This is a genomic window from Kitasatospora sp. NPDC059722, assembly GCF_042733235.1.
Lineage (GTDB): Bacteria > Actinomycetota > Actinomycetes > Streptomycetales > Streptomycetaceae > Kitasatospora.
Map to the genome: position 1 here is coordinate 68,399 of NZ_JBHWGD010000007.1, position 17,355 is coordinate 85,753.

General features: G+C 73.8%; 16 protein-coding genes. 5 read left to right on the forward strand and 11 right to left on the reverse strand.

The genetic code is table 11. The annotated features are described in order from the left end of the window. Positions 1-116: 116 nt before the first annotated feature. From ACFV4F_RS06330 to cynR, 4 genes are all read right to left on the reverse strand, one after another. Positions 117-1,283 (reverse strand): damage-control phosphatase ARMT1 family protein, encoded by a 1,167-nt coding sequence (locus tag ACFV4F_RS06330; protein WP_380500631.1) that lies wholly within the window; start codon positions 1,281-1,283, stop codon positions 117-119. Positions 1,284-1,437: 154 nt separating this feature from the next. Continuing rightward, positions 1,438-3,102: a serine hydrolase gene (locus ACFV4F_RS06335; RefSeq protein ID WP_380500632.1), complete on the reverse strand. Its 1,665-nt coding sequence runs from the start codon at positions 3,100-3,102 to the stop codon at positions 1,438-1,440. A gap of 158 nt (positions 3,103-3,260) precedes the next feature. Next, complete coding sequence (locus ACFV4F_RS06340; protein WP_380500633.1) at positions 3,261-4,934, reverse strand: multicopper oxidase family protein; 1,674 nt, start codon at positions 4,932-4,934, stop codon at positions 3,261-3,263. 98 nt (positions 4,935-5,032) lie between these two features. After that, a complete protein-coding gene (cynR, locus tag ACFV4F_RS06345; RefSeq protein ID WP_380500634.1) occupies positions 5,033-5,944 on the reverse strand; it encodes a transcriptional regulator CynR in 912 nt (303 codons plus the stop codon). A 194-nt stretch (positions 5,945-6,138) separates the two neighbouring features. Here cynR and ACFV4F_RS06350 point away from each other — a divergent pair, with 194 nt between their 5' ends. From ACFV4F_RS06350 to ACFV4F_RS06360, 3 genes are all read left to right on the forward strand, one after another. After that, entirely contained in the window at positions 6,139-6,723 is a 585-nt protein-coding gene (locus ACFV4F_RS06350) for a carbonic anhydrase (RefSeq protein WP_380436954.1), read from the forward strand. Between the two features lie 109 nt (positions 6,724-6,832). Then, positions 6,833-7,303 carry a cyanase gene (gene cynS, locus ACFV4F_RS06355; protein WP_380436955.1) on the forward strand — a complete coding sequence of 157 codons (471 nt, stop codon included), beginning with the start codon at positions 6,833-6,835 and terminating at the stop codon, positions 7,301-7,303. Positions 7,304-7,359: 56 nt separating this feature from the next. Beyond that, positions 7,360-7,785, forward strand: coding sequence for an NUDIX domain-containing protein (locus ACFV4F_RS06360; RefSeq protein ID WP_380436956.1), 426 nt, complete (start codon positions 7,360-7,362; stop codon positions 7,783-7,785). Between the two features lie 45 nt (positions 7,786-7,830). Here the strand turns inward: ACFV4F_RS06360 and ACFV4F_RS06365 are convergent, their stop codons facing one another. Together ACFV4F_RS06365 and ACFV4F_RS06370 are read right to left on the reverse strand one after the other, a co-directional pair. Next, positions 7,831-8,451: a hypothetical protein gene (locus tag ACFV4F_RS06365; RefSeq protein WP_380436958.1), complete on the reverse strand. Its 621-nt coding sequence runs from the start codon at positions 8,449-8,451 to the stop codon at positions 7,831-7,833. A gap of 117 nt (positions 8,452-8,568) precedes the next feature. Beyond that, complete coding sequence (locus ACFV4F_RS06370; protein ID WP_380436960.1) at positions 8,569-9,024, reverse strand: MarR family winged helix-turn-helix transcriptional regulator; 456 nt, start codon at positions 9,022-9,024, stop codon at positions 8,569-8,571. Positions 9,025-9,167: 143 nt separating this feature from the next. Here ACFV4F_RS06370 and ACFV4F_RS06375 point away from each other — a divergent pair, with 143 nt between their 5' ends. Further along, on the forward strand, positions 9,168-9,962 hold the full coding sequence (locus tag ACFV4F_RS06375) for an alpha/beta fold hydrolase (RefSeq protein WP_380436962.1): 795 nt from the start codon (positions 9,168-9,170) through the stop codon (positions 9,960-9,962). Between the two features lie 85 nt (positions 9,963-10,047). On the opposite strand, the gene ACFV4F_RS06380 is transcribed toward ACFV4F_RS06375, so the two are convergent. Next, on the reverse strand, positions 10,048-10,947 hold the full coding sequence (locus ACFV4F_RS06380) for a LysR family transcriptional regulator (RefSeq protein ID WP_380436964.1): 900 nt from the start codon (positions 10,945-10,947) through the stop codon (positions 10,048-10,050). Positions 10,948-11,187: 240 nt separating this feature from the next. Continuing rightward, on the reverse strand, positions 11,188-11,718 hold the full coding sequence (locus tag ACFV4F_RS06385; protein WP_380436966.1) for a hypothetical protein: 531 nt from the start codon (positions 11,716-11,718) through the stop codon (positions 11,188-11,190). Positions 11,719-11,791: 73 nt separating this feature from the next. On the opposite strand from ACFV4F_RS06385, the gene ACFV4F_RS06390 reads away from it, so the two are divergent. Next, positions 11,792-12,643 carry a hypothetical protein gene (locus tag ACFV4F_RS06390; RefSeq protein WP_380436968.1) on the forward strand — a complete coding sequence of 284 codons (852 nt, stop codon included), beginning with the start codon at positions 11,792-11,794 and terminating at the stop codon, positions 12,641-12,643. 34 nt (positions 12,644-12,677) lie between these two features. Here the strand turns inward: ACFV4F_RS06390 and ACFV4F_RS06395 are convergent, their stop codons facing one another. The 3 genes from ACFV4F_RS06395 to lpdA form a co-directional block, all read right to left on the reverse strand. Further along, positions 12,678-14,183: a flavin-containing monooxygenase gene (locus ACFV4F_RS06395; protein ID WP_380436970.1), complete on the reverse strand. Its 1,506-nt coding sequence runs from the start codon at positions 14,181-14,183 to the stop codon at positions 12,678-12,680. 162 nt (positions 14,184-14,345) lie between these two features. Continuing rightward, positions 14,346-15,512, reverse strand: a complete 1,167-nt coding sequence (locus ACFV4F_RS06400) for an alanine--tRNA ligase-related protein (protein ID WP_380436972.1) — start codon at positions 15,510-15,512, stop codon at positions 14,346-14,348. A gap of 326 nt (positions 15,513-15,838) precedes the next feature. Further along, positions 15,839-17,245: a dihydrolipoyl dehydrogenase gene (lpdA, locus tag ACFV4F_RS06405; protein ID WP_380436974.1), complete on the reverse strand. Its 1,407-nt coding sequence runs from the start codon at positions 17,243-17,245 to the stop codon at positions 15,839-15,841. Positions 17,246-17,355 lie beyond the last annotated feature (110 nt).

Below are 17,355 nucleotides of genomic sequence, written 5' to 3' on the forward strand. Positions count from 1 at the left end.
GGGGCCGCGCGGGGCGGCCGGCGGGGGGGGGCCCGCTTCCACCCGCCCCCCCCGGGCGCCGCCCCCCCGGCCCGGGGTGGCCGCGTCAGGGGGCGCGCCTACCCGTTCCCGTGCACCTACCCGTTCCCGTGCACCTGGACGACGGCGTGGCGACCGCTCGTCCGCCAAGCCGTCCCCGTGCCGTCGAGCCGCGCGACGGTGGGGGCGTCGAGGCCGACGATCACGTCCGACTTCAGCGTCCGCAGGGCTGCGACGGGGGACGGGAAGTACCCGGCCGTCTCGGCGAAGCGGGTGGTCGGCGGCCAGCGGCGGTCGCCCACCAGGCGGCGGTAGTTGAGGTCGCCCTTGAGGATCGTCAGGGCCGCCCCGGCGAACTCCGCCCGGAGGTCCTCGGGCATGTCGGCGTACGGCAGCGGCGCGCAGGAGAACGGGTGCGTGCGGACCGCGAGCGTGCCGCCGGCCATCGCCTCCCACAGCCGCTCGCCCACCGCCGAGGCGGCCGGCTCCGGTGCCGTGCACAGGCGTTGCAGCGCGGCGAGGACGTCGGCCGGCGTGGCGTCCGAGACGAAGTACGGCTGCGGCTTCACGTGCAGGACGACCTGTGCGGCCCGCCCGGCGGCCAGGAGGTGGTCGATCAGGACGAGGTCCGGCAGCAGTTCCCGGCCGGCGTTGTCCGCGACGACGCAGACCCGCCCGCCCGGCGTGCGCTCCAGCGCGGCCCACAGCTCCGCGCTGTCGTCGGCGACGAGGTCGGACGCGCCCGGCCCGCCGGTCCCCGCGGTGAGCTGGAAGCTCAGGTCCGCCCGGTTGCCCCACAGCGCGGACGACAGCAGGGCCTCCGCCCGTCGGGCCGCCGGGAGGCCGTCGAGCCCGCCGAGAGCGGCGAGTTCGTCGTCCACCGCCGGCCCGGCCAGCTCCGCGCCCTTGAACGGCGCGAACGGATCGACGCCCTGCCACGCCCCGGGCCTGAAGTACCCGGTGGCGTCGAGCAGCCGCCGGTAGAAGTAGCTCTCCGCCCAGAGGAACGGCGCCTCCTCCCACGGCGTGCCCCACAGCCCCGCGCCCCACTCCTCCCAGCGGGCGGCGTCCGGCGCACCGTCCCCCAGCGGCTCCAGCACCCCGGTCGTGCTCTCCACGAGCAGCCGCTCGACCGCCGCCCGCTCCCCCGGCCCGTAGGGCAGGGCCGCGAGCAGGCGCCGGACGAGTTCGGGGTGGCGCTCGTGGAAGACGCCCCGGGCGAAGGACCCCGGGACGTCGCTGCGGATCACGGGTGCGTTCGACACGCTGGGGCTCGTCTCCTCGATGCGGGCGCGACCCGGCGACGGTAGCAGCGGGCCGGCGGCGGTCGCGGACCAATGGAACCGCGGAGATCCTCCCGACCTCGGCCGTCTGCGTGGACGGGCACGGCCCCCAACCCCTCTGCCCCTCGCCCTGAGGTCAGCCGCTGCGGGTGAAGGTCCCGAGGCCCTCGTGGCTGAACTGCTCGACCACCGCGGTCGAGGCCCGACCGTCGGCGCCGATGGTGAAGGTCAGGCCGGTGAGGCCGACGGCGTTCTCGCCCTTGCTCTGGTAGCTGAAGACGTCGCCGTTGTAGTGCTGGAGCGGGAACTGCTGGTTGTCCGGTCCGAGGCTCATCACCAGCCCGCCGCCCTGCTCGCTCACCGTCATCGGCCCGTAGTAGCCGTTGGCGTACGTCCCCGTGTAGGCCGCGTTCGGCTTCGCCGGGGTGGCGCCGGCCGGCGGCTTCGCGTAGTCGGTCGGCGAGGAGGCGGGCGCCGAGAGGCCCGGCAGGAGCTTGCCGAACAGGCCGAGCCAGTCGACCGTCTCCCGCCCGTACTGGGCGAGGTCGAAGAACTCCTCGGCCACCGCCTCCGGGACGCCGATCGGCTGGCCGTTGGTCAGGACGACGATCCCGAGCTGCTCGGTCGGCAGCAGGGTCACCACGGTGGCCGCGCCCAGGTCGAAGCCGCCGGAGTGGTTCAGCCGGAGCCGGCCCAGGGTGTCGTAGGTGACGTTCCAGCCGAGGCCGTAGAAGCCGGCGTTGCCCGCCGGGGACCTCGGCGGGGCGCTCACGATCTGCGGCACCCGGGTCTCGTTCAGACCCGCCGGGTCGACGATCTGCTTGCCCTCGAAGGTGCCGTCCGCGAGCTGCATCCGCATCCACCGGGTGAGGTCGTCGACGGTGGAGCTCACACCGCCGGCCGGCGACTGCGGGTCCGCGTTCTCGGTGGTGCTGACCTGCCAGCCGCCGGCCGTCTTGACGTGCGGCGTCGCCTTGTTCGCCGCGCTGTCGTAGGCGGAGCGCAGGGAGCTGGTGGAGTTCATCCCCAGCGGCTTGTAGAGGACGTCCGCCGCCAGGTCCTCCCAGGCCACCCCCTTGGCCTTGGCCACGGCCACGGCCGCCTCGGTCAGGCCGTAGTTGGTGTAGGCGTAGCTCGCGCGGAACGGCGAGAGCGGCTGGTCGCGCAGGTGCTGGAGGATGTAGTCGCGCGGGTAGCCGAGGTCCTCCAGCAGGTCTCCGGCGTGGTCCGGCAGGCCGCTGCGGTGCGAGAAGAAGTCGGCGATCGTCACGTGGCTGCTCACCCACGGGTCGGCCAGCGCGAAGCCCGGGTCGTACTTCGTGACCGGGTCGTCCCACCGCACCGCCTTCTGGCCGACCACGCCGGCGACCACGGTCGAGGAGATCGGCTTGGAGACCGAGGCGAGCTGGAACACCGTGTCCGGGTCGACCGGCTCCGGCCGGCCGAGCTGGCGGACCCCGAAGCCCTTCGCGTGGATGACCTTGTCCTTGTAGACGACGGCCAGCGACACGCCCGGGACGCCCGTCTTCGCCATGGCGTCCTGCACGTAGCCGTCGATCTTGTCCACGGCGGAGGACACCTGCTGATCGGTCAGCTGGGGCGCCTGCTGCGCGGGCGGCGCGGTGGCCGGGGCGGACGAGGCGCTCGGGGTGGGGGCGGCCTCGGGACCGGTGCCGGCCGCGGACGTGCACCCGGCGAGCAGCGCGGTGGCCAGCAGCGGGGCCGCGGTGCGCAGCCCCGGCCGGGCGGCGGTCCGGCCTGGCCCGGGGACGGTCCGCCGGGCTGCGGCGTGACGATGCATGAAGGTCCTCCCTCGTCCGGGCCGTGCCCGGGATCCGGCGGCGCCGCCGTCCGCCGCACGGCGCCGAGTAGTCGACGGCCCATACCCGGCGCGGCCGCCGCAGTGCGCCGCCGCCCCCGCAATCCACCCGTCCGGTGGCGCGGATGCCGCCGACCCGCCTACTCGACGTCCTCGACGTCCTCGACGTCCTCGACGTACTCGACGATCTGCATCATGCCGAGGTCCTCGTGCTGGAGCTGGTGACAGTGGGCGACCGTGCGGCCGGTGAAGTCCTCGTACCGGACGAGGAAGGTGACGCGGTCGCCGGGTTTGCCGCCGGCCAGGCCGACGGTGTCGTGCCAGACCGGCGGGTCGAGCCGCGTGCCGTTGCGGTGGGTGACGAGGACGTGGTTGGTGTGCAGGTGGAAGGGGTGGTTGAAGGCGGGGTTGGTCTCGTCGGTGCGGACCGTCCACCGCTCGACGGTGCCGAGTTTCAGCGTGTGGTTGACGTGCCGCGGGTCGAAGAGGCCGTAGGCCGGGTCGCGGACGGCATCGCCGGCGGGGTCGGCCGCGGGGGTCGGGTGGGTGCCCAGGCAGCGGAAGGCGTTGGGGAACGGGGCCGCGAAGACGCCCGGGTCGACGTGGAACACGACTTCGCGGTCCGCGTCCGGGTTGGCGACGTCGCGCTCGTCGAGGAAGGGCTTGCCGGGCGGAAGCGCGGTCGGCAGGGCCATCGGCGGCTCGACGGGCGGGCCCGCCACCTCGACCGTCATCAGGGGAGCGGACACTCCGGCGGCGCGCAGTTCGTACGTGCCGGGCTCGCAGCCCTGGACGAGGACGTCGGCGCGGTTGCCCATGGCGAGGGTCACGGTGTCGGAGGCGACGACGGCGGGGAAGGTCACACCATCCTGAGCGATCTGATGCAGCGTCAATTTCGATTCGCCACACGTGACTTGGAGCGACAATGCCCCGAAGGCGGTGGCGGCGACGAGTCGCCAGCGCTGCACCTCGCCCGGGCGCAGCGTGAGGGTGGGGTTGACGGCGCCGTTGACGGTGTAGGTGGCGGGCACGGCCGCGAGCGCGCCGCCCGACGTGAAGTCGGGCACCCGGCCGTCCTTGAGCCGGAGTTCGTTGACGCACACGACGATGTCGGCCGCCGCCGCGATCTCCGGCACCTCGTCGACGTCGCCCTCGACGACGAGGACCCCGGCCATGCCGCCGACGATCTGCACGGACGTGGCCCCGTGCAGGTGGGGGTGGTACCAGTGGGTGCCGGCCGGGTGGTCCGGCGGGACGTCGACGGTCGTCACGTAGCGCGGCTCCGGGGCGCCGGCGGCGACCTCGTCGGCGGTGCGCGGCGCGAACGCCCGGTGGACGTTGTCGGCGTCGCCGGACGGGGAGACGTGCAGTCCGTGGGTGTGCAGGTTGAAACTGTTGAAGTCGTGCGGCCGGTTGTGGTCGCCGGTGTGGGCCGGGTTCGGCGGCAGGCCGTTGACCTGCGTCAGCCGCAGGGTGTCGCCGCCGCGCACGCGCAGGGTCGGGCCCGGGATCGTCCCGTTGTAGGTGCGCGTGGTGACCCGGCCGCAGCCCGGGACGGCGACGTCCGTGAAGCGCACGTCGAGGGTGCGCTCGACGACCCGTGCGGACGAGCCGGGCACCGGCTGCGAGGCCCACACGACCGGCTGGGGGAACTCCCCCGGCGGCGGGGCGAGCGGCGGATCGACCGGCGGGGCGGCCGGGGGTGCCGCCGTGCTCCGGCCGGCGAAGAGCCCGTCAGACGCCGCCACGAGGACGGCGGCCGCGGGGACGGCCTTGAGCACCGACCGGCGGGCGATTCCCTCTTTTTCGCTCATAGCGGGGCAATCTAGATCAACCACACAGGGGCGGTCCGGAGGCACACCGCAGTGGGCGGTACTCGGGCGGCCCGGGCGGCTCAGGCGGCCCGGGCGGCTCAGGCGACGGGCGGGTAGCCGCGCATGCGGACGAGGTCGTGGGTGAGGCGGGTGAAGGCCCGGGCGGCGGCGCTCTCGTAGGCGTCGGTGCGCCGCAGGAGGGCGACGGCGCGGGTCGGGAGGGCCGGGTCGAGCGGGACGGGGGCGAGGCGGGGGTGGTCGTGGGTGACGGCGTCGGGCAGAACGGTCGCGAGCGGCGTGCGCTGCACGACCTCGGTGAGCGCCTGGATGGAGTCGGCCTCGACGGCGATGCGCGGGCTGATGCGGTGCCGCGCGAAGTACCCGTCGATGTGGCCACGCGTGGCGAAATCCGCGCTGAGCAGGGCGAGTTGCCGATCGGCGAGCTCCCGGACCGGCAGCGGCCGGCCGGCCGGGTCGGCGGCGGGGTGGTGCGGGCCGGTGACCAAGGTGAGCGTCTCGGTGAACAGCGCGGTGGCGGTGAGGCCCGCCGGGTGGGGGCCCTCGAAGGCGATGCCGAGGTCGAACTCGTCGGCCAGCAAGCCGGTTTCGATGCGGTCCTGGGTCGCCTCCCGCACGGTCAGGGCGATGCCGGGGTGGCGGATGTGGAGCTCGGCAACGAGCGGGCCGACGAGGTAGGCGGTGAACGTCGGGGTGACGGCGAGCCGCAGCCGGCCGCGCGAGAGGTCCTGCACGTCGTGGACGGCCCGCTCGGCGGCGGCGAGGTCCCGCAGTGCGCCGCGCGCGTGGTGGGCGTACGCCTCGCCGGCGTCGGTGAGGCGCACGGTGCGGCCGGTGCGGTCCAGCAGTTGCGTGCCGAGGGTCCGTTCGAGCTGTTTGACCTGCTGGGACAGCGTCGGCTGGGAGATGTGCAGCTCTTCGGCGGCACGGGTGAAGTTGCCGTGGTCGGCCACGGCGAGCAGGTAGCGCAGGTGGCGCAGTTCCAGGGCCATGGAGCAACTATAGACAGCATCGATGGAAACCATGGTTCATGCGTCTTGGACACTATAGGTACAGGTCATGCATGGTGGATCTCACCAAGGCCCGACGGGCCGGGCCGCTGCGAAGGCCCGGCCACACGAAAGCCCCGGCCGCACGAAAGCCCGGCCGTCATGAATGCCCGGCCGCCATGAAAGGGAGTGACCTCATGCCCGACCTCACCGAGGGCCTCGCGCAGTTCCAGCGGGACGTCTTCCCGGCCAAGAAGGAGCTCTTCGCCCACCTGGCCGCCCACCACGCACCTCACACGCTGTTCATCGGCTGCTCCGACGCCCGCGTCGTCCCCGAGCTGATCACCGGGTGCGAGCCCGGCGAGCTGTTCGTCATCCGCACCGCCGGCAACCTCGTGCCCGCCTACACCCCCGGCGCCGACGGCGTCGCGGCGAGCATCGAGTACGCCGTCGCCGCGCTGGGCGTGCGGGAGGTCGTCGTCTGCGGCCACTCCGCGTGCGGTGCCATGACGGCGCTCGCCCACGGCCACGACCTGAGCGGTGCGCCGGCCGTCGCCGACTGGCTGCGGCTCGCCGACGCCTCGGTGGCCCGCACCGCCACCACCGAGGACGTGCCGGCCCTGGTCCGGCAGAACGTGCTCGCCCAGCTGGCGAACCTCGCCACCCACCCGTCGGTGGCCCGCGCCCTGGCCGGGGGCCGGATCACCCTGCGGGGCTGGGTCTTCGACATCGCCACCGGCCGCGTCGAGGAACTCCGGGCCACCGCCCCGCTCGCCGCCTGACGCCGACTCCACTTCCGGGCGGCCCCGTTCGGCGCCTCCCGGCCCCCATGATCCCGCCCGCACCGCGCGCACGACGCGCGTGAGCGGCGCCCACCGAAAGGAACCACCCGTGGTGCACGCCCAGTTCGACCCGACCGCCCGCCAGGCCCTCGCCGTCGCCGCCGTCGACGCCAAGACCCGCAAGGACCTCTCCTGGCAGCAGATCGCCGACGTCTCCGGCCTGTCGGTCGCCTTCACCACCGCCGCCGTCCTCGGCCAGCACGCCCTGCCGGAGTCCTCCGCGAAGGCCGTCGCCGAGCTGCTGGGCCTGGACGAGGACGCGGTGATGCTCCTCCAGACCATCCCGACCCGCGGCTCGATCCCCGGCACCGTCCCCACCGACCCGACGATCTACCGCTTCTACGAGATGCTCCAGGTCTACGGCACCACCCTGAAGGCCCTGGTCCACGAGGAGTTCGGCGACGGCATCATCTCCGCGATCAACTTCAAGCTCGACGTGAAGAAGGTCGCCGACCCCGAGGGCGGCGAGCGCGCCGTCATCACCCTGGACGGCAAGTACCTGCCGACCAAGCCGTTCTGACCCTGATGGGGGCGGGCCCGACCGGGCCCGCTCCCCTTCTTCCTGAGGAACCCGCCATGGACTTCGGCCCGCGTACGAACACGGTCATCGACAAGGTCGCCTGGATCCGGGTCGAGGACGGCCGTCTCCTCGCCGCCCGCACCCGGGGCCGCGAGCTGTACTACCTGCCCGGCGGCAAACCCGAGCCCGGCGAGACCGACGAACAGGCCCTCGTCCGGGAGGTCCGCGAGGAACTCGGCGTCGCCCTCGACCCGGCGACCGTCGCGCCGCTGCTGATCACGCGGGCCCCGGCGGACGGCAAGCCCGCCGGAACCGTCGTCCGCACCGCCTGCTACACCGCCGACCACACCGGCGTCCCCGCACCGCACGGTGAGATCGCCGAGATCGCCCACCTCACCCACGGCGACCACCCGCGCGCCAGCCCCGCCGCCCGGCAGGTACTCGACCACCTCGCCGCCACCGGCCTGCTCCTGCGCTGGTAAGCGACCGGTCGGCCGCGAACGGCCGGCCACGCCCCCGGCAGTGGATCAGTAGAGGCCGTGGAACGGCACCAGCGAGAGCAGCGCCCCCACCCCGGTCGCCATCAGCCCGAAGCGCGCCGCCCGGGCGCCCCGGCCGCCCGCGGCGGCGGACACCCGCGGTGCGCTCTGCCGGGTCTCCGGCGGCGCGGTGTCGATCTTGGTGAGCGCGACCCGCCCGGCGAACTCCGCCCCCGGCCGCCGGCGCACCCGGACGTCCCACGGCCGCGCCGGATCGTGGTCCACCACGACGGTGCGCCCGACCCGGAAGTCGTCCAGGTCCATCAGGTTCACGACCACCGTCGCGTCGGCCCGGTACGCGCGGCCGCCCGTCGGCGCGACCGTCAGGTCCAGGCGCAGCGGGATGTCCGGGCCCTCGCCGGTCGCCCGGGACGCCTCGATCCGCGCCATCGCCGGCTCCAGCCGGGGCGGCTCCGTGCCCGCCGCCGCGCGCCGCCGGGAGCCGGCGACGAGCAGGGCGATGGCCCCCAACGCCGTCCACGGCACCAGGTTCGCGCCGACCACCGTCAGCGTGACGGTCGTCCCGACGTCGTCGGCGGCGATGCCCGCCACGATCGCGCCGATCTCCCCGCCCAGCAGGACGCACAACAACAGTCCGGCCCAGTACACCCCGGCTCCTCCACTCGCTCGGCGCGCATCGTACAGCCGGGCGCCGCCCCGGACTGCGCCGCATGCGAAGGGCCCTGACGGCGGGGCGAGTCGCCGGGCGCCGGGCCGGCCACCGGGTCAGTCGCCGGGCGCCGCCGGCGACGGCTCGGCGCTCAGGCGGTTCGACGCGCGGGCCAGGAGGTCGACGAGCAGGGCGCGTTCCTCGGCGCTGAAGCCGTCGGCGATCCGGCGTTCGATGGCGACGGCCTCCGCGTCGGCGCGCACCAGCAGGGCCTTTCCCTCCTCGGTGAGGCGCAGCTCCGTCACCTTGCGGTGCCAGGGGTGCGGCCGCCGGGTGATCAGGGCCTTGGCTTCGAGGTTGGCGAGCACGGTGGCGATGGTTTGCGGCGTGACCAGGCAGGCGCGGGCGAGCGCGGCGGCGGACAGGCCCGGGTGCTCGTCGAGCGTGTAGAGCGCGACGTACTGCGGCACCGTCAGCCCGAGGGGCCGGAGCGCCGCGTGCTTGGCCGCCATCAGCTCCTGTTCGACCCGCTTGATGTGCAGGCCGAGGCGTTCGGTGAGCGGCATCTCCATGGGGGCGATCCTACGCCACCGGCTCATCGCACCCTGGCTCATGACAGACCCCTGATATTCATAAGAGCCCTGTTGACTATCAGGGCTCTGTTACATGTAAGGTCTCTGCTATTCCCACTCCCCGCCACTCCCGGAGGCACCCCATGTCCAGCCGCGCACCGCTCGACCACGTCGTCGCCGGGTCCGGACCGGGCCTCGTCCTGATCCACGGCACCGGCGCCGACGCCACCTCCAACTGGGGCGGTCTCATCGACCTCCTGCGCGACCGGTACACCGTCGTCGCCCCGAACCTGCCCGGCGCGGGCGCCACCGCCACGGACCCCGCACCGCTCGACCTGGACGACCTCGCCGACCGGGTCGCCGCCACCGCCCGCGCGGCCGGCCTCGACCGCTTCCACCTGGCCGGCCACTCGATCGGCGCCGTCGTCGCCACGGCCGTAGCCGCCCGGCACCCCGGGGCCGTCACCTCGCTCGCCCTGCACGCCGGCTGGCTCCGGACGACGCCGCGCGAGGCGTTCATGTTCGACCTGTGGGCGCGCCTGCTGCGCACCGACCCGGGCCTCCTGGCCCGCGAGTTGATCCTCGCCGCGATGGGGCCCGGCCTGCTCGGCGCCCTCGACGAGGAGCAGTTCGCCGAGATGGCCGCCGGCTTCACGGCCATGCTCGACGACCGCGTGCTCGGCCAGATCGACCTGGACTCCCGCGTCGACCTGCGCGAGGCGGCGGGCCGCGTCACCGCCCCCACCCTCGTGGTGGCGAGCGCGGACGACCGGATCGTCCCGACCCACCACCAGCGCGAGTTGGCCGCCGCCGTCGAGGGAGCCGAATACGTCGAGCTCCCCGGCGGACACGGCCTCCCGTTCGAGGACCCGGCCCTGCTCTTCACCCTCCTCGCCGACTACGTGGACCGCCGCCAGGCACTGGAGCCGGCGCGGTAGGTCCGCCGGCCGCACGCGGCCGAGGCGGCAGCGGCCGCACCGGTGGCGGCCCCGAGCCCGGCGGCACCGGATCGGCGGGGGCCTTCTACGGTCGCCCTTGGACGGCCGAGCAGGCTTCGACCAGGGCATCGACCACGGCGCCGATGGCGGGACGCGCGGCCGACGTGGACCGCCACACGGCGAAGACCCGGCGCCGCGGGGCATCCGCCACGGGCACGAACCGCACCGGAGCGGTGATCGGCTCACGTCCGAGGTGCGGGATGATGGCGATGCCGAGTCCAGCCGCCACCAGCGCCATCTGCGTCGCGTGCTCCGAGGCGGTGTGGGCGATACGGGCCCTCCCGAGGCTGCGCACCAGCCATTCGTGGCACAGCTGCCCGTCTCTCGAGGTGATCCAGTCCTCATCGGCGAGGTCGTCCAGGCTCAGCGCCCGGCGGCCGACGAGCCGGTGCTCCGGGGGCAGGGCGACGTCGTAGGTGTCGTCGAGGAGAGCGCGGCGGTCCAGCCCCTGGGGCAAGGACCGCGGATCGTCGGTCCAGTCCTCGCCCACGGCCAGGTCGAGCAGTCCGCGCCGCACCGCCGGGACGGCTTCGCAGGGCTCCTGTTCCCGCGCCGACACCGTCAGCTCCGGGTACCGCGACCGCAGGGCCCGCAGAGCGGGCGGGAGCAGCGCGCGGGCGGCGGTGGGAAAGGCGGCGATCGTGAGGCTGCCGGCCACCGTTCCGCGGTGCTGCGCCATCGTCGCCATGATGCGCTCGGCCTGTTCGAGGAGTTCCGCGGCCTGCCCGGCGAGGAGGGTACCGGCCTCGGTCAGGCGGATGCCTCGGCCTTGACGTTCCGCCAGGTCAGTGCCGGTCTCCTGTTCGAGCCGTGCCATCTGCTGCGAGACGGCCGAGGTGGTGACGTGCAGGAGCCGTGCGGCGCCCACGACGGATCCGGTCGTCGCCACCGCGTGCAGCACCCGCAGGCGTTCGAGGTTCAACATCTCAGTGATGCTACGAGGTGTGGTCCACAGGGATTCACTTGTGCTTCGCGGTGATCGAATCCAGAGTTGGCGGAGTGCGCCAGGTCGTTCTCATCGGGGGAGCACCGAAAGCCGATCGCTCGGGTTCGGTGCGATGCGGGGCCCGGGAGACCGGACGCCCCCGACCTGGCGCACCGAACGGACGGCAGCGGGACGGCCACCGGACCGAGCGGGAGCGCGCCCTGACCCCGCCCGGCCGGCTCAGCCGCCGAGCTCGTGCCGGACGGAGCCCGGCTCCGGTTCCCCGAGCTCGATCCCGTTCTCGTCGAGGCCGTTGACGATCCGCAGGCGGCGCGCCTCGTGACCGTCGCCGAAGTCGAATTCCACCCCGACCGTGCCGACGTCCAGGTAGCAGCGCCCCGACGGCGGTCGCCGTTCGACGAGCGCGACGCCGCGCAGTTCCCGGCCGACGAACGGTTCGAGGCGGTCGTCCCGGTGGGACCACTGCGGCGTGAACTCGGACTGCTCCCACCCCGAGACGGCCGCGGACGTGTCGATCGTGTCCCAGCCGATCGAGAGGTCGTGGAGCTTCGAGTGGCAGATCTCCACCCGGGCGCCGTCGAAGTCCAGCACCACCGGGCAGTCGGCGAACCAGTCCCCGTCCTCGGCGAAGCGCACCACGGCGAACCCCGTCAGCCGCCGCCCGACGAGCCCCGCCAGGCGGGCGGCGTGCCGCTGCCGAACCGCGTCGATCCCGACGAGAAAGGTCGGGCTGAAACCTGAGATCCCCATGTCCACGGGCCCCAGTTTCGCTTCCCTCCGCGCCAACGGACAACCCGTCACCGGTAGTAGGGTGAGCGCCGCCATGCGCGCGCGACGAAACGACCTCTCGTACGACACCCACCGCCCCGCGCTCTCGCTCGACGCCGCCGGGCCGCGTGAGCCAGGGTTGCGGGTCGAGTGCGCCGACGGCGGCCGACTGGTGCTCCGGCAGGGCGTCACGACGCTGCTCCTCGGCCGGATCGAGCCCGGCCACTGGGGCGTCGCGGTGCACCGGACCGGCCGGTACCGGTCGCCGGTCCCGCCCATCAGCTCGGCCTGCATGCGCCGGCGGCCCGACTGGCTGCACCAGTTCGCCGACCACCTCGAACGGGCGGCGCACGGGCCCCTGCACGCCGGCCGGTGGCTCCTGCGCAGCGGGGACCTGCCGCCGGACGCCCGCCCCGCGGAACTCGTCACCGACTGGCCCGCCGCCCACGTCGGTTGGGACTGCCCCGGCTGGAACGGCGTCGTCCCGCTGCGCCCGCCGGGCGACCCGGCCGACGCCAGGGTCAGGGCACACCGCAAGCACGTCCGCGACGGGACCCTCGCCCCCGTCCTGCTCTGGCGGGTCAGCGCCCTGGACGGCTACGTCCTCCTCGACGGCCACGACCGGCTGCTGGCCGCCCGCGCCGAGGGCGTCCGCCCGCCGTACGTGGTGCTCACCCGCGGCCTGGACCCGGCGCGGCGCACCCGCCGGGCCGACGAGGCCGCGGCGCGCGTGCCGCGCCTCGAACGCCACGGCGACCGCGCCCGCCGGGCCGCGCTGCACGCGCTCGGCGAGGCCGCCGCCCGGGCCGAGCTGGAGAGCGCGCCCACCGTCGCCTGGCCCCTCCCCGGCGGCGCGCCCGCGTGGGACGCGCTCGCCGCGGCGGACGCGCCCGACTGGTCCGCGTAGGGCGTGTCCTTCGACCCGTTGGACACGCCCTGGCTCAGCGGGCCTCCGCCGAGGGCGACTTGACGGCCGTGAACCGCAGCGCCCGGTCCGTCACCGGCCCCTCGACCAGCCGCTCGACGTCCTTCTCGTACGCCATCTCGACCGTCCACGGCCCGCGCGTGCCCGCCCGCGGGAAGGCCGCGATCCCGCGCTGGACGTAGCCGGAGCTCAGGTCCAGGAACGGCACGCGCTCCACGAGCGGATCGTCCAGGACGGGTTCGACGATGCCGTGCCCGTGGGCGTCCATGTGGTCGAGCAGGCGGCAGAAGTGCCGGCAGACGAGGTCGACCTTGAGCGTCCAGGAGAGGTTGGTGTAGCCGAAGGCGAACGCGAGGTTGGGCACGCCGGAGAGCATCATCGCCTTGTAGACCGTCGTGTCCGCCGGGTCGACCGGCCGCCCGTCGACGCTCAGCCGCACCTTGCCGAACGGCGACAGGGTCAGCCCGGTGGCCGTCACCACGAGGTCGGCGGCGAGCTCCCGGCCGGAGGCGAGCAGGACGCCCGTCCTGGTGAACCGCTCGATCCGGTCGGTGACCACCGAGGCCCGCCGGGCCGAGATCGCCTTGAACAGGTCGCCGTCGGGCACGATGCACAGCCGCTGCTCCCACGGGTCGTAGCGCGGCGTGAAGTGCGTGTCGACGTCGAAGTCCTTCGGCAGCCGGCGGCGGACGTCGGCGATCAGCACGCGGCGCATCAGCTTCGGCGCGCGCATGCAGGCCCGGTAGAGGCCGCGGCCGAGCAGGATGTTCTTGCGGCGCACGATCCGGTGGGCGAGCCGGGGGCCGAGCAGCCGCAGCAGCACGGCGGCGATGCCGTCCTCGGCCCGGGCCGAGAGCACGTAGCCGGGCGAGCGCTGGAGCATCGTGACGTGCCCGGCGCGGACGGCCAGCGCCGGGACGAGCGTGACGGCGGTGGCGCCGCTGCCGATCACGACGACGCGCTTGCCCTCGTGGTCGAGGTCCTGCGGCCAGTGCTGCGGGTGGACGACCCGGCCCTCGAAGTCGTCGAGGCCGGTGAACTCCGGTGCGTAGCCCGCCTCGTGGTCGAAGTACCCGGTGCCGAGGAAGAGGAAGCGGGCGGTGAGCGTCACCGGCGCCGCGCTCCCGGCCGTCTCGGCGGTGACCGTCCAGCGTCCCGTCTCCGACGAGAACTCCGCGCCGGTCACCCGGTGTCCGAAGCGGATCCGCCCGGCGATCCCGAACCGGGTGACGGTCTCCCGCAGGTAGTCCAGGATGCTGTCGCCGTCCGCGAGGAACTTCCGGCTCGTCCACGGCCGGAAGCCGAACCCGAAGGTCGGCATGTCCGAGTCGGACCGGATCCCGGGGTAGCGGAACTGGCGCCACGTGCCGCCGATCGCGTCGTGCGCCTCCAGGACGGCGAAGGACGTGCCGGGGCGGCGCGCCTTGAGGTGGCAGGCGGCGCCGATGCCCGAGATGCCGGCACCGATGATCAGCACGTCGACGTCCGTGCCGGGCGCCTCGCTGGTGGTCCTGGTCGTCACTCGTGCCTCCTGGCCGTCGCAGTGCTCGGGACATGTCGGTGACGAGCATCTCCCGAGGACGCCGAAACGTTCCACCCCGCCTCCGTGGCCGCCCGCCACCCGCCGGGCGCCGGGACGATGGATCCCCGCCGCCCGGCACGGGGATCCACCGTCCCGGCCGGGTCACCGCGGCCGGAGGTCCAGGACGAGCTCGCGGGGCAGGCCGTGGGTGTCGTGGAGGTAGTGGAGGTCGTCCTCGGTGAGCGGGCCGCGGAAGCGGGGGCGGGAGAGCACCTGCCGGCCGCGGTCCAGGAGCCGGCCGAAGCGGTGCTCCTCGTCGAGGAGGGTCCGGCGGACGACGTCCGGGTCCACGTCCTGGCGGAAGCGGTCCAGGGTGTGGCGGATCAACTCGTCCGGCAGGTCGCCGAGTCCGCGCTGCGGGTCGTCGCGGCGCAGCACGGTGAGCACCCGGCGCAGCAGGCGGCGCAGGACGTAGCCGCGGCCGGTGTTGGACGGGCGGACGCCGTCGCCGATGACGACGATGCCCGAGCGGAGGTGGTCGGAGACGAGGCGAAGGGACGGCTCGTCGAGCTCCCAGAGGGTCGGCAGGAGGCGGCGCCAGGGGTCGAAGACGTCGCACTCGAAGACCGACCCGCGGCCCTGGAGCAGCGAGGAGAGCCGTTCCAGGCCGAGGCCGGTGTCGACGTTGCGCTGCGGGAGCGGGACGAGCGAGCCGTCGTCGAGGCGGCGGTGGCGCATCATGACGTGGTTCCACACCTCGACCCAGCGGTCGTCCTGCGTGGGCGTCGACCGCGGCGGGGTGTCGCCGGTCCACAGGAAGATCTCGGAGTCGGGGCCGCAGGGCCCGGTCGGGCCGTTGGACCACCAGTTGTCCTCGACGGTGAGCTCGACCGGGACGCCGCGGTCCTGCCAGAGCTCCAGCGAGCCGGTGTCGGGGCCGACCCGGTCGTCGCCGCCGAAGACGGTGACGTGGAGCAGGCCGGGGTCGACGCCGAGGCCGTCGGTGAGCAGCCCGTAGCCCCAGTCGAGGCTCTGCGGGCCCTCGTAGTCGCCGAGGGACCAGGTGCCGAGCATCTCGAAGACGGTCAGGTGGGTGCGGTCGCCGACCTCGTCGAGGTCCGTGGTGCGCAGGCAGCGCTGCACGTTGACCAGGCGCCGGCCGAGCGGGTGCGGGCGCCCTTCCAGGTGGGGCGTGAGGGGGTGCATGCCGGAGGTGGTGAACAGCACCGGGTCTCCGGGCGGGGGCAGCAGGGTCGAGCCGGTGATGCGGTGGTGGCCGCGGTCCTCGTAGTACTCGATGAAGGTACGGACGAGCTGGTCGGTGTTCATGGGGTGGCTCCTTCGCGTGCGGGCCGGGCGGAGGCACCGGACAACGAGTCCACGCGATCGTCGGAACCGAGGAGGGAACACCTCGAAGGCACCACCGGCGGACCGTTTCCGGTCGCCGGGGGGAGGGGGTACGTCAGGCGGCGGCAACCGGCGAGCTGGTCGCTCGCGCGGCTGCGGTGGTGCTTCGGTCCATGACGTCCATGCCACCGAGGTTAACGCCCCGGGCACACCGCGTGCCAACCGTTTTCCGTGCGCACGCCGCTCACCCGCACGACGGCTCCCGAGGCTGCCTTCGGACCCCGGGAGCCGTCCTCACGCGGCGGACGTCACATGTTGATCATGTGGCCGGCCAGGCCGTGGATGGCCTCCTTGACGGCCTCGCCGAGCGTCGGGTGCGCGTGGACGTTGCGGGCGACCTCGTGGACGGTGAGGTCCCACTGCTGGGCGAGCGTCAGCTCGGGGAGCAGCTCGGTGACCTCGGGGCCGATCAGGTGGGCGCCGAGCAGTTCGCCGTGGGTGTCGTCGCAGATCACCTTGACGAAGCCGATCGGGTGGCCGAGACCGTGCGCCTTGCCGTTGGCGGTGAAGGGGAACTTGGCGACCTTGACGTCGTAGCCGAGCTCGCGGGCCTGGGCCTCGGTGTAGCCGAAGGAGGCGATCTGCGGCTGGCAGTAGGTGGCGCGCGGGATCATGGCGAAGTCGACCTCCATGGTCTCCGCCCCGCCGATGGTCTCGGCGGCGATCACGGCCATCGTCTCGGCGGCGTGGGCCAGCATCAGCTTGGCGGTCACGTCGCCGATCGCGAAGATGTGCCCGGCGCTGGTGCGGCCGCGGCCGTCGACCGCGATGGCGCCGCGGTCGGTGAGCTTGACGCCGGCGTTCTCCAGGCCGTAGCCGTTGACGCGCGGCGCGAAGCCGATCGCCTGGAGCACCTTGTCGGCCTCCAGCACCTGCTGCTGCCCGTCCTTGGTGACGGTGACGCGCACCTTGGCGTTCGGGTCGCTGTCGTCGATCGACTCGACGCGGGTCGAGGTCAGCACCTCGATGCCCAGCTTGCGGTACTGCTTGGCGAGTTCGGTGGAGACCTCGACGTCCTCCAGCGGCACCACGCGGTCCAGGAACTCGACGATGGTGACCTTCACGCCGTAGTTGTGCAGCACGTAGGCGAACTCGACGCCGATCGCGCCGGCGCCCGCGATGATGATGCTCTCGGGCAGCTGCTCGGTGAGGATCTGCTCCTCGTAGGTGACCACGCGCTCGCTCAGGCTGGTGCCGGGCAGGAGGCGGGTGGTGGCGCCGGCCGCGATGATGCAGTGGTCGAACGTGACGACGTCGAAGCCGCCGCCGCTGAGCGCGACCTGGAGGGTGTGGTCGTCGACGAACGTGCCCCAGCCGTCGTACTCGGTGATGCCGTTCTTCTTCATCAGGTAGTGGACGCCCTTGACCCGGCCGTCGGCGACGGCGCGGCTGCGGCGGAAGGCCTCGCCGAAGTCGAAGCTGACCTGGCCCTCGACCTTGATGCCGAAGGTCTTGGCCTCCTTGGTGAAGATGTGCGCCAGCTCGGCGTTGCGCAGCAGGGCCTTGGAGGGGATGCAGCCGACGTTGAGGCAGACGCCGCCCCAGTACTTGGCCTCGATGATCGCGGTCTTCAGGCCCAGCTGGGCGGAGCGGACGGCGGCGGTGTAACCGCCGGGGCCCGCGCCGAGGACGACGACGTCGTAGTGCGTGCTCATGGTGCTGACTCCTCCGAGGGTGTCACGGTGGTCCTGATCTCGGTCCCATGGTGGCAGGACCGGGCCCGGCGCACCCACCGGGTCTCGGCGGGCACGCTCCGCGCGGCACC

Excerpts from the sequence above, each read along its gene's own strand:
- ACFV4F_RS06375 (WP_380436962.1), top strand. The coding sequence starts at position 9,168 with ATGTCCAGCCGCGCACCGCTCGACCACGTCGTCGCCGGGTCCGGACCG.
- lpdA (WP_380436974.1), bottom strand. The coding sequence starts at position 17,245 with ATGAGCACGCACTACGACGTCGTCGTCCTCGGCGCGGGCCCCGGCGGT.
- ACFV4F_RS06390 (WP_380436968.1), top strand. The coding sequence starts at position 11,792 with ATGCGCGCGCGACGAAACGACCTCTCGTACGACACCCACCGCCCCGCG.
- ACFV4F_RS06360 (WP_380436956.1), top strand. The coding sequence starts at position 7,360 with ATGGACTTCGGCCCGCGTACGAACACGGTCATCGACAAGGTCGCCTGG.
- ACFV4F_RS06380 (WP_380436964.1), bottom strand. The coding sequence starts at position 10,947 with ATGTTGAACCTCGAACGCCTGCGGGTGCTGCACGCGGTGGCGACGACC.
- cynR (WP_380500634.1), bottom strand. The coding sequence starts at position 5,944 with ATGGCCCTGGAACTGCGCCACCTGCGCTACCTGCTCGCCGTGGCCGAC.
- ACFV4F_RS06385 (WP_380436966.1), bottom strand. The coding sequence starts at position 11,718 with ATGGGGATCTCAGGTTTCAGCCCGACCTTTCTCGTCGGGATCGACGCG.
- ACFV4F_RS06340 (WP_380500633.1), bottom strand. The coding sequence starts at position 4,934 with ATGAGCGAAAAAGAGGGAATCGCCCGCCGGTCGGTGCTCAAGGCCGTC.
- ACFV4F_RS06370 (WP_380436960.1), bottom strand. The coding sequence starts at position 9,024 with ATGGAGATGCCGCTCACCGAACGCCTCGGCCTGCACATCAAGCGGGTC.
- ACFV4F_RS06335 (WP_380500632.1), bottom strand. The coding sequence starts at position 3,102 with ATGCATCGTCACGCCGCAGCCCGGCGGACCGTCCCCGGGCCAGGCCGG.
- ACFV4F_RS06350 (WP_380436954.1), top strand. The coding sequence starts at position 6,139 with ATGCCCGACCTCACCGAGGGCCTCGCGCAGTTCCAGCGGGACGTCTTC.
- ACFV4F_RS06400 (WP_380436972.1), bottom strand. The coding sequence starts at position 15,512 with ATGAACACCGACCAGCTCGTCCGTACCTTCATCGAGTACTACGAGGAC.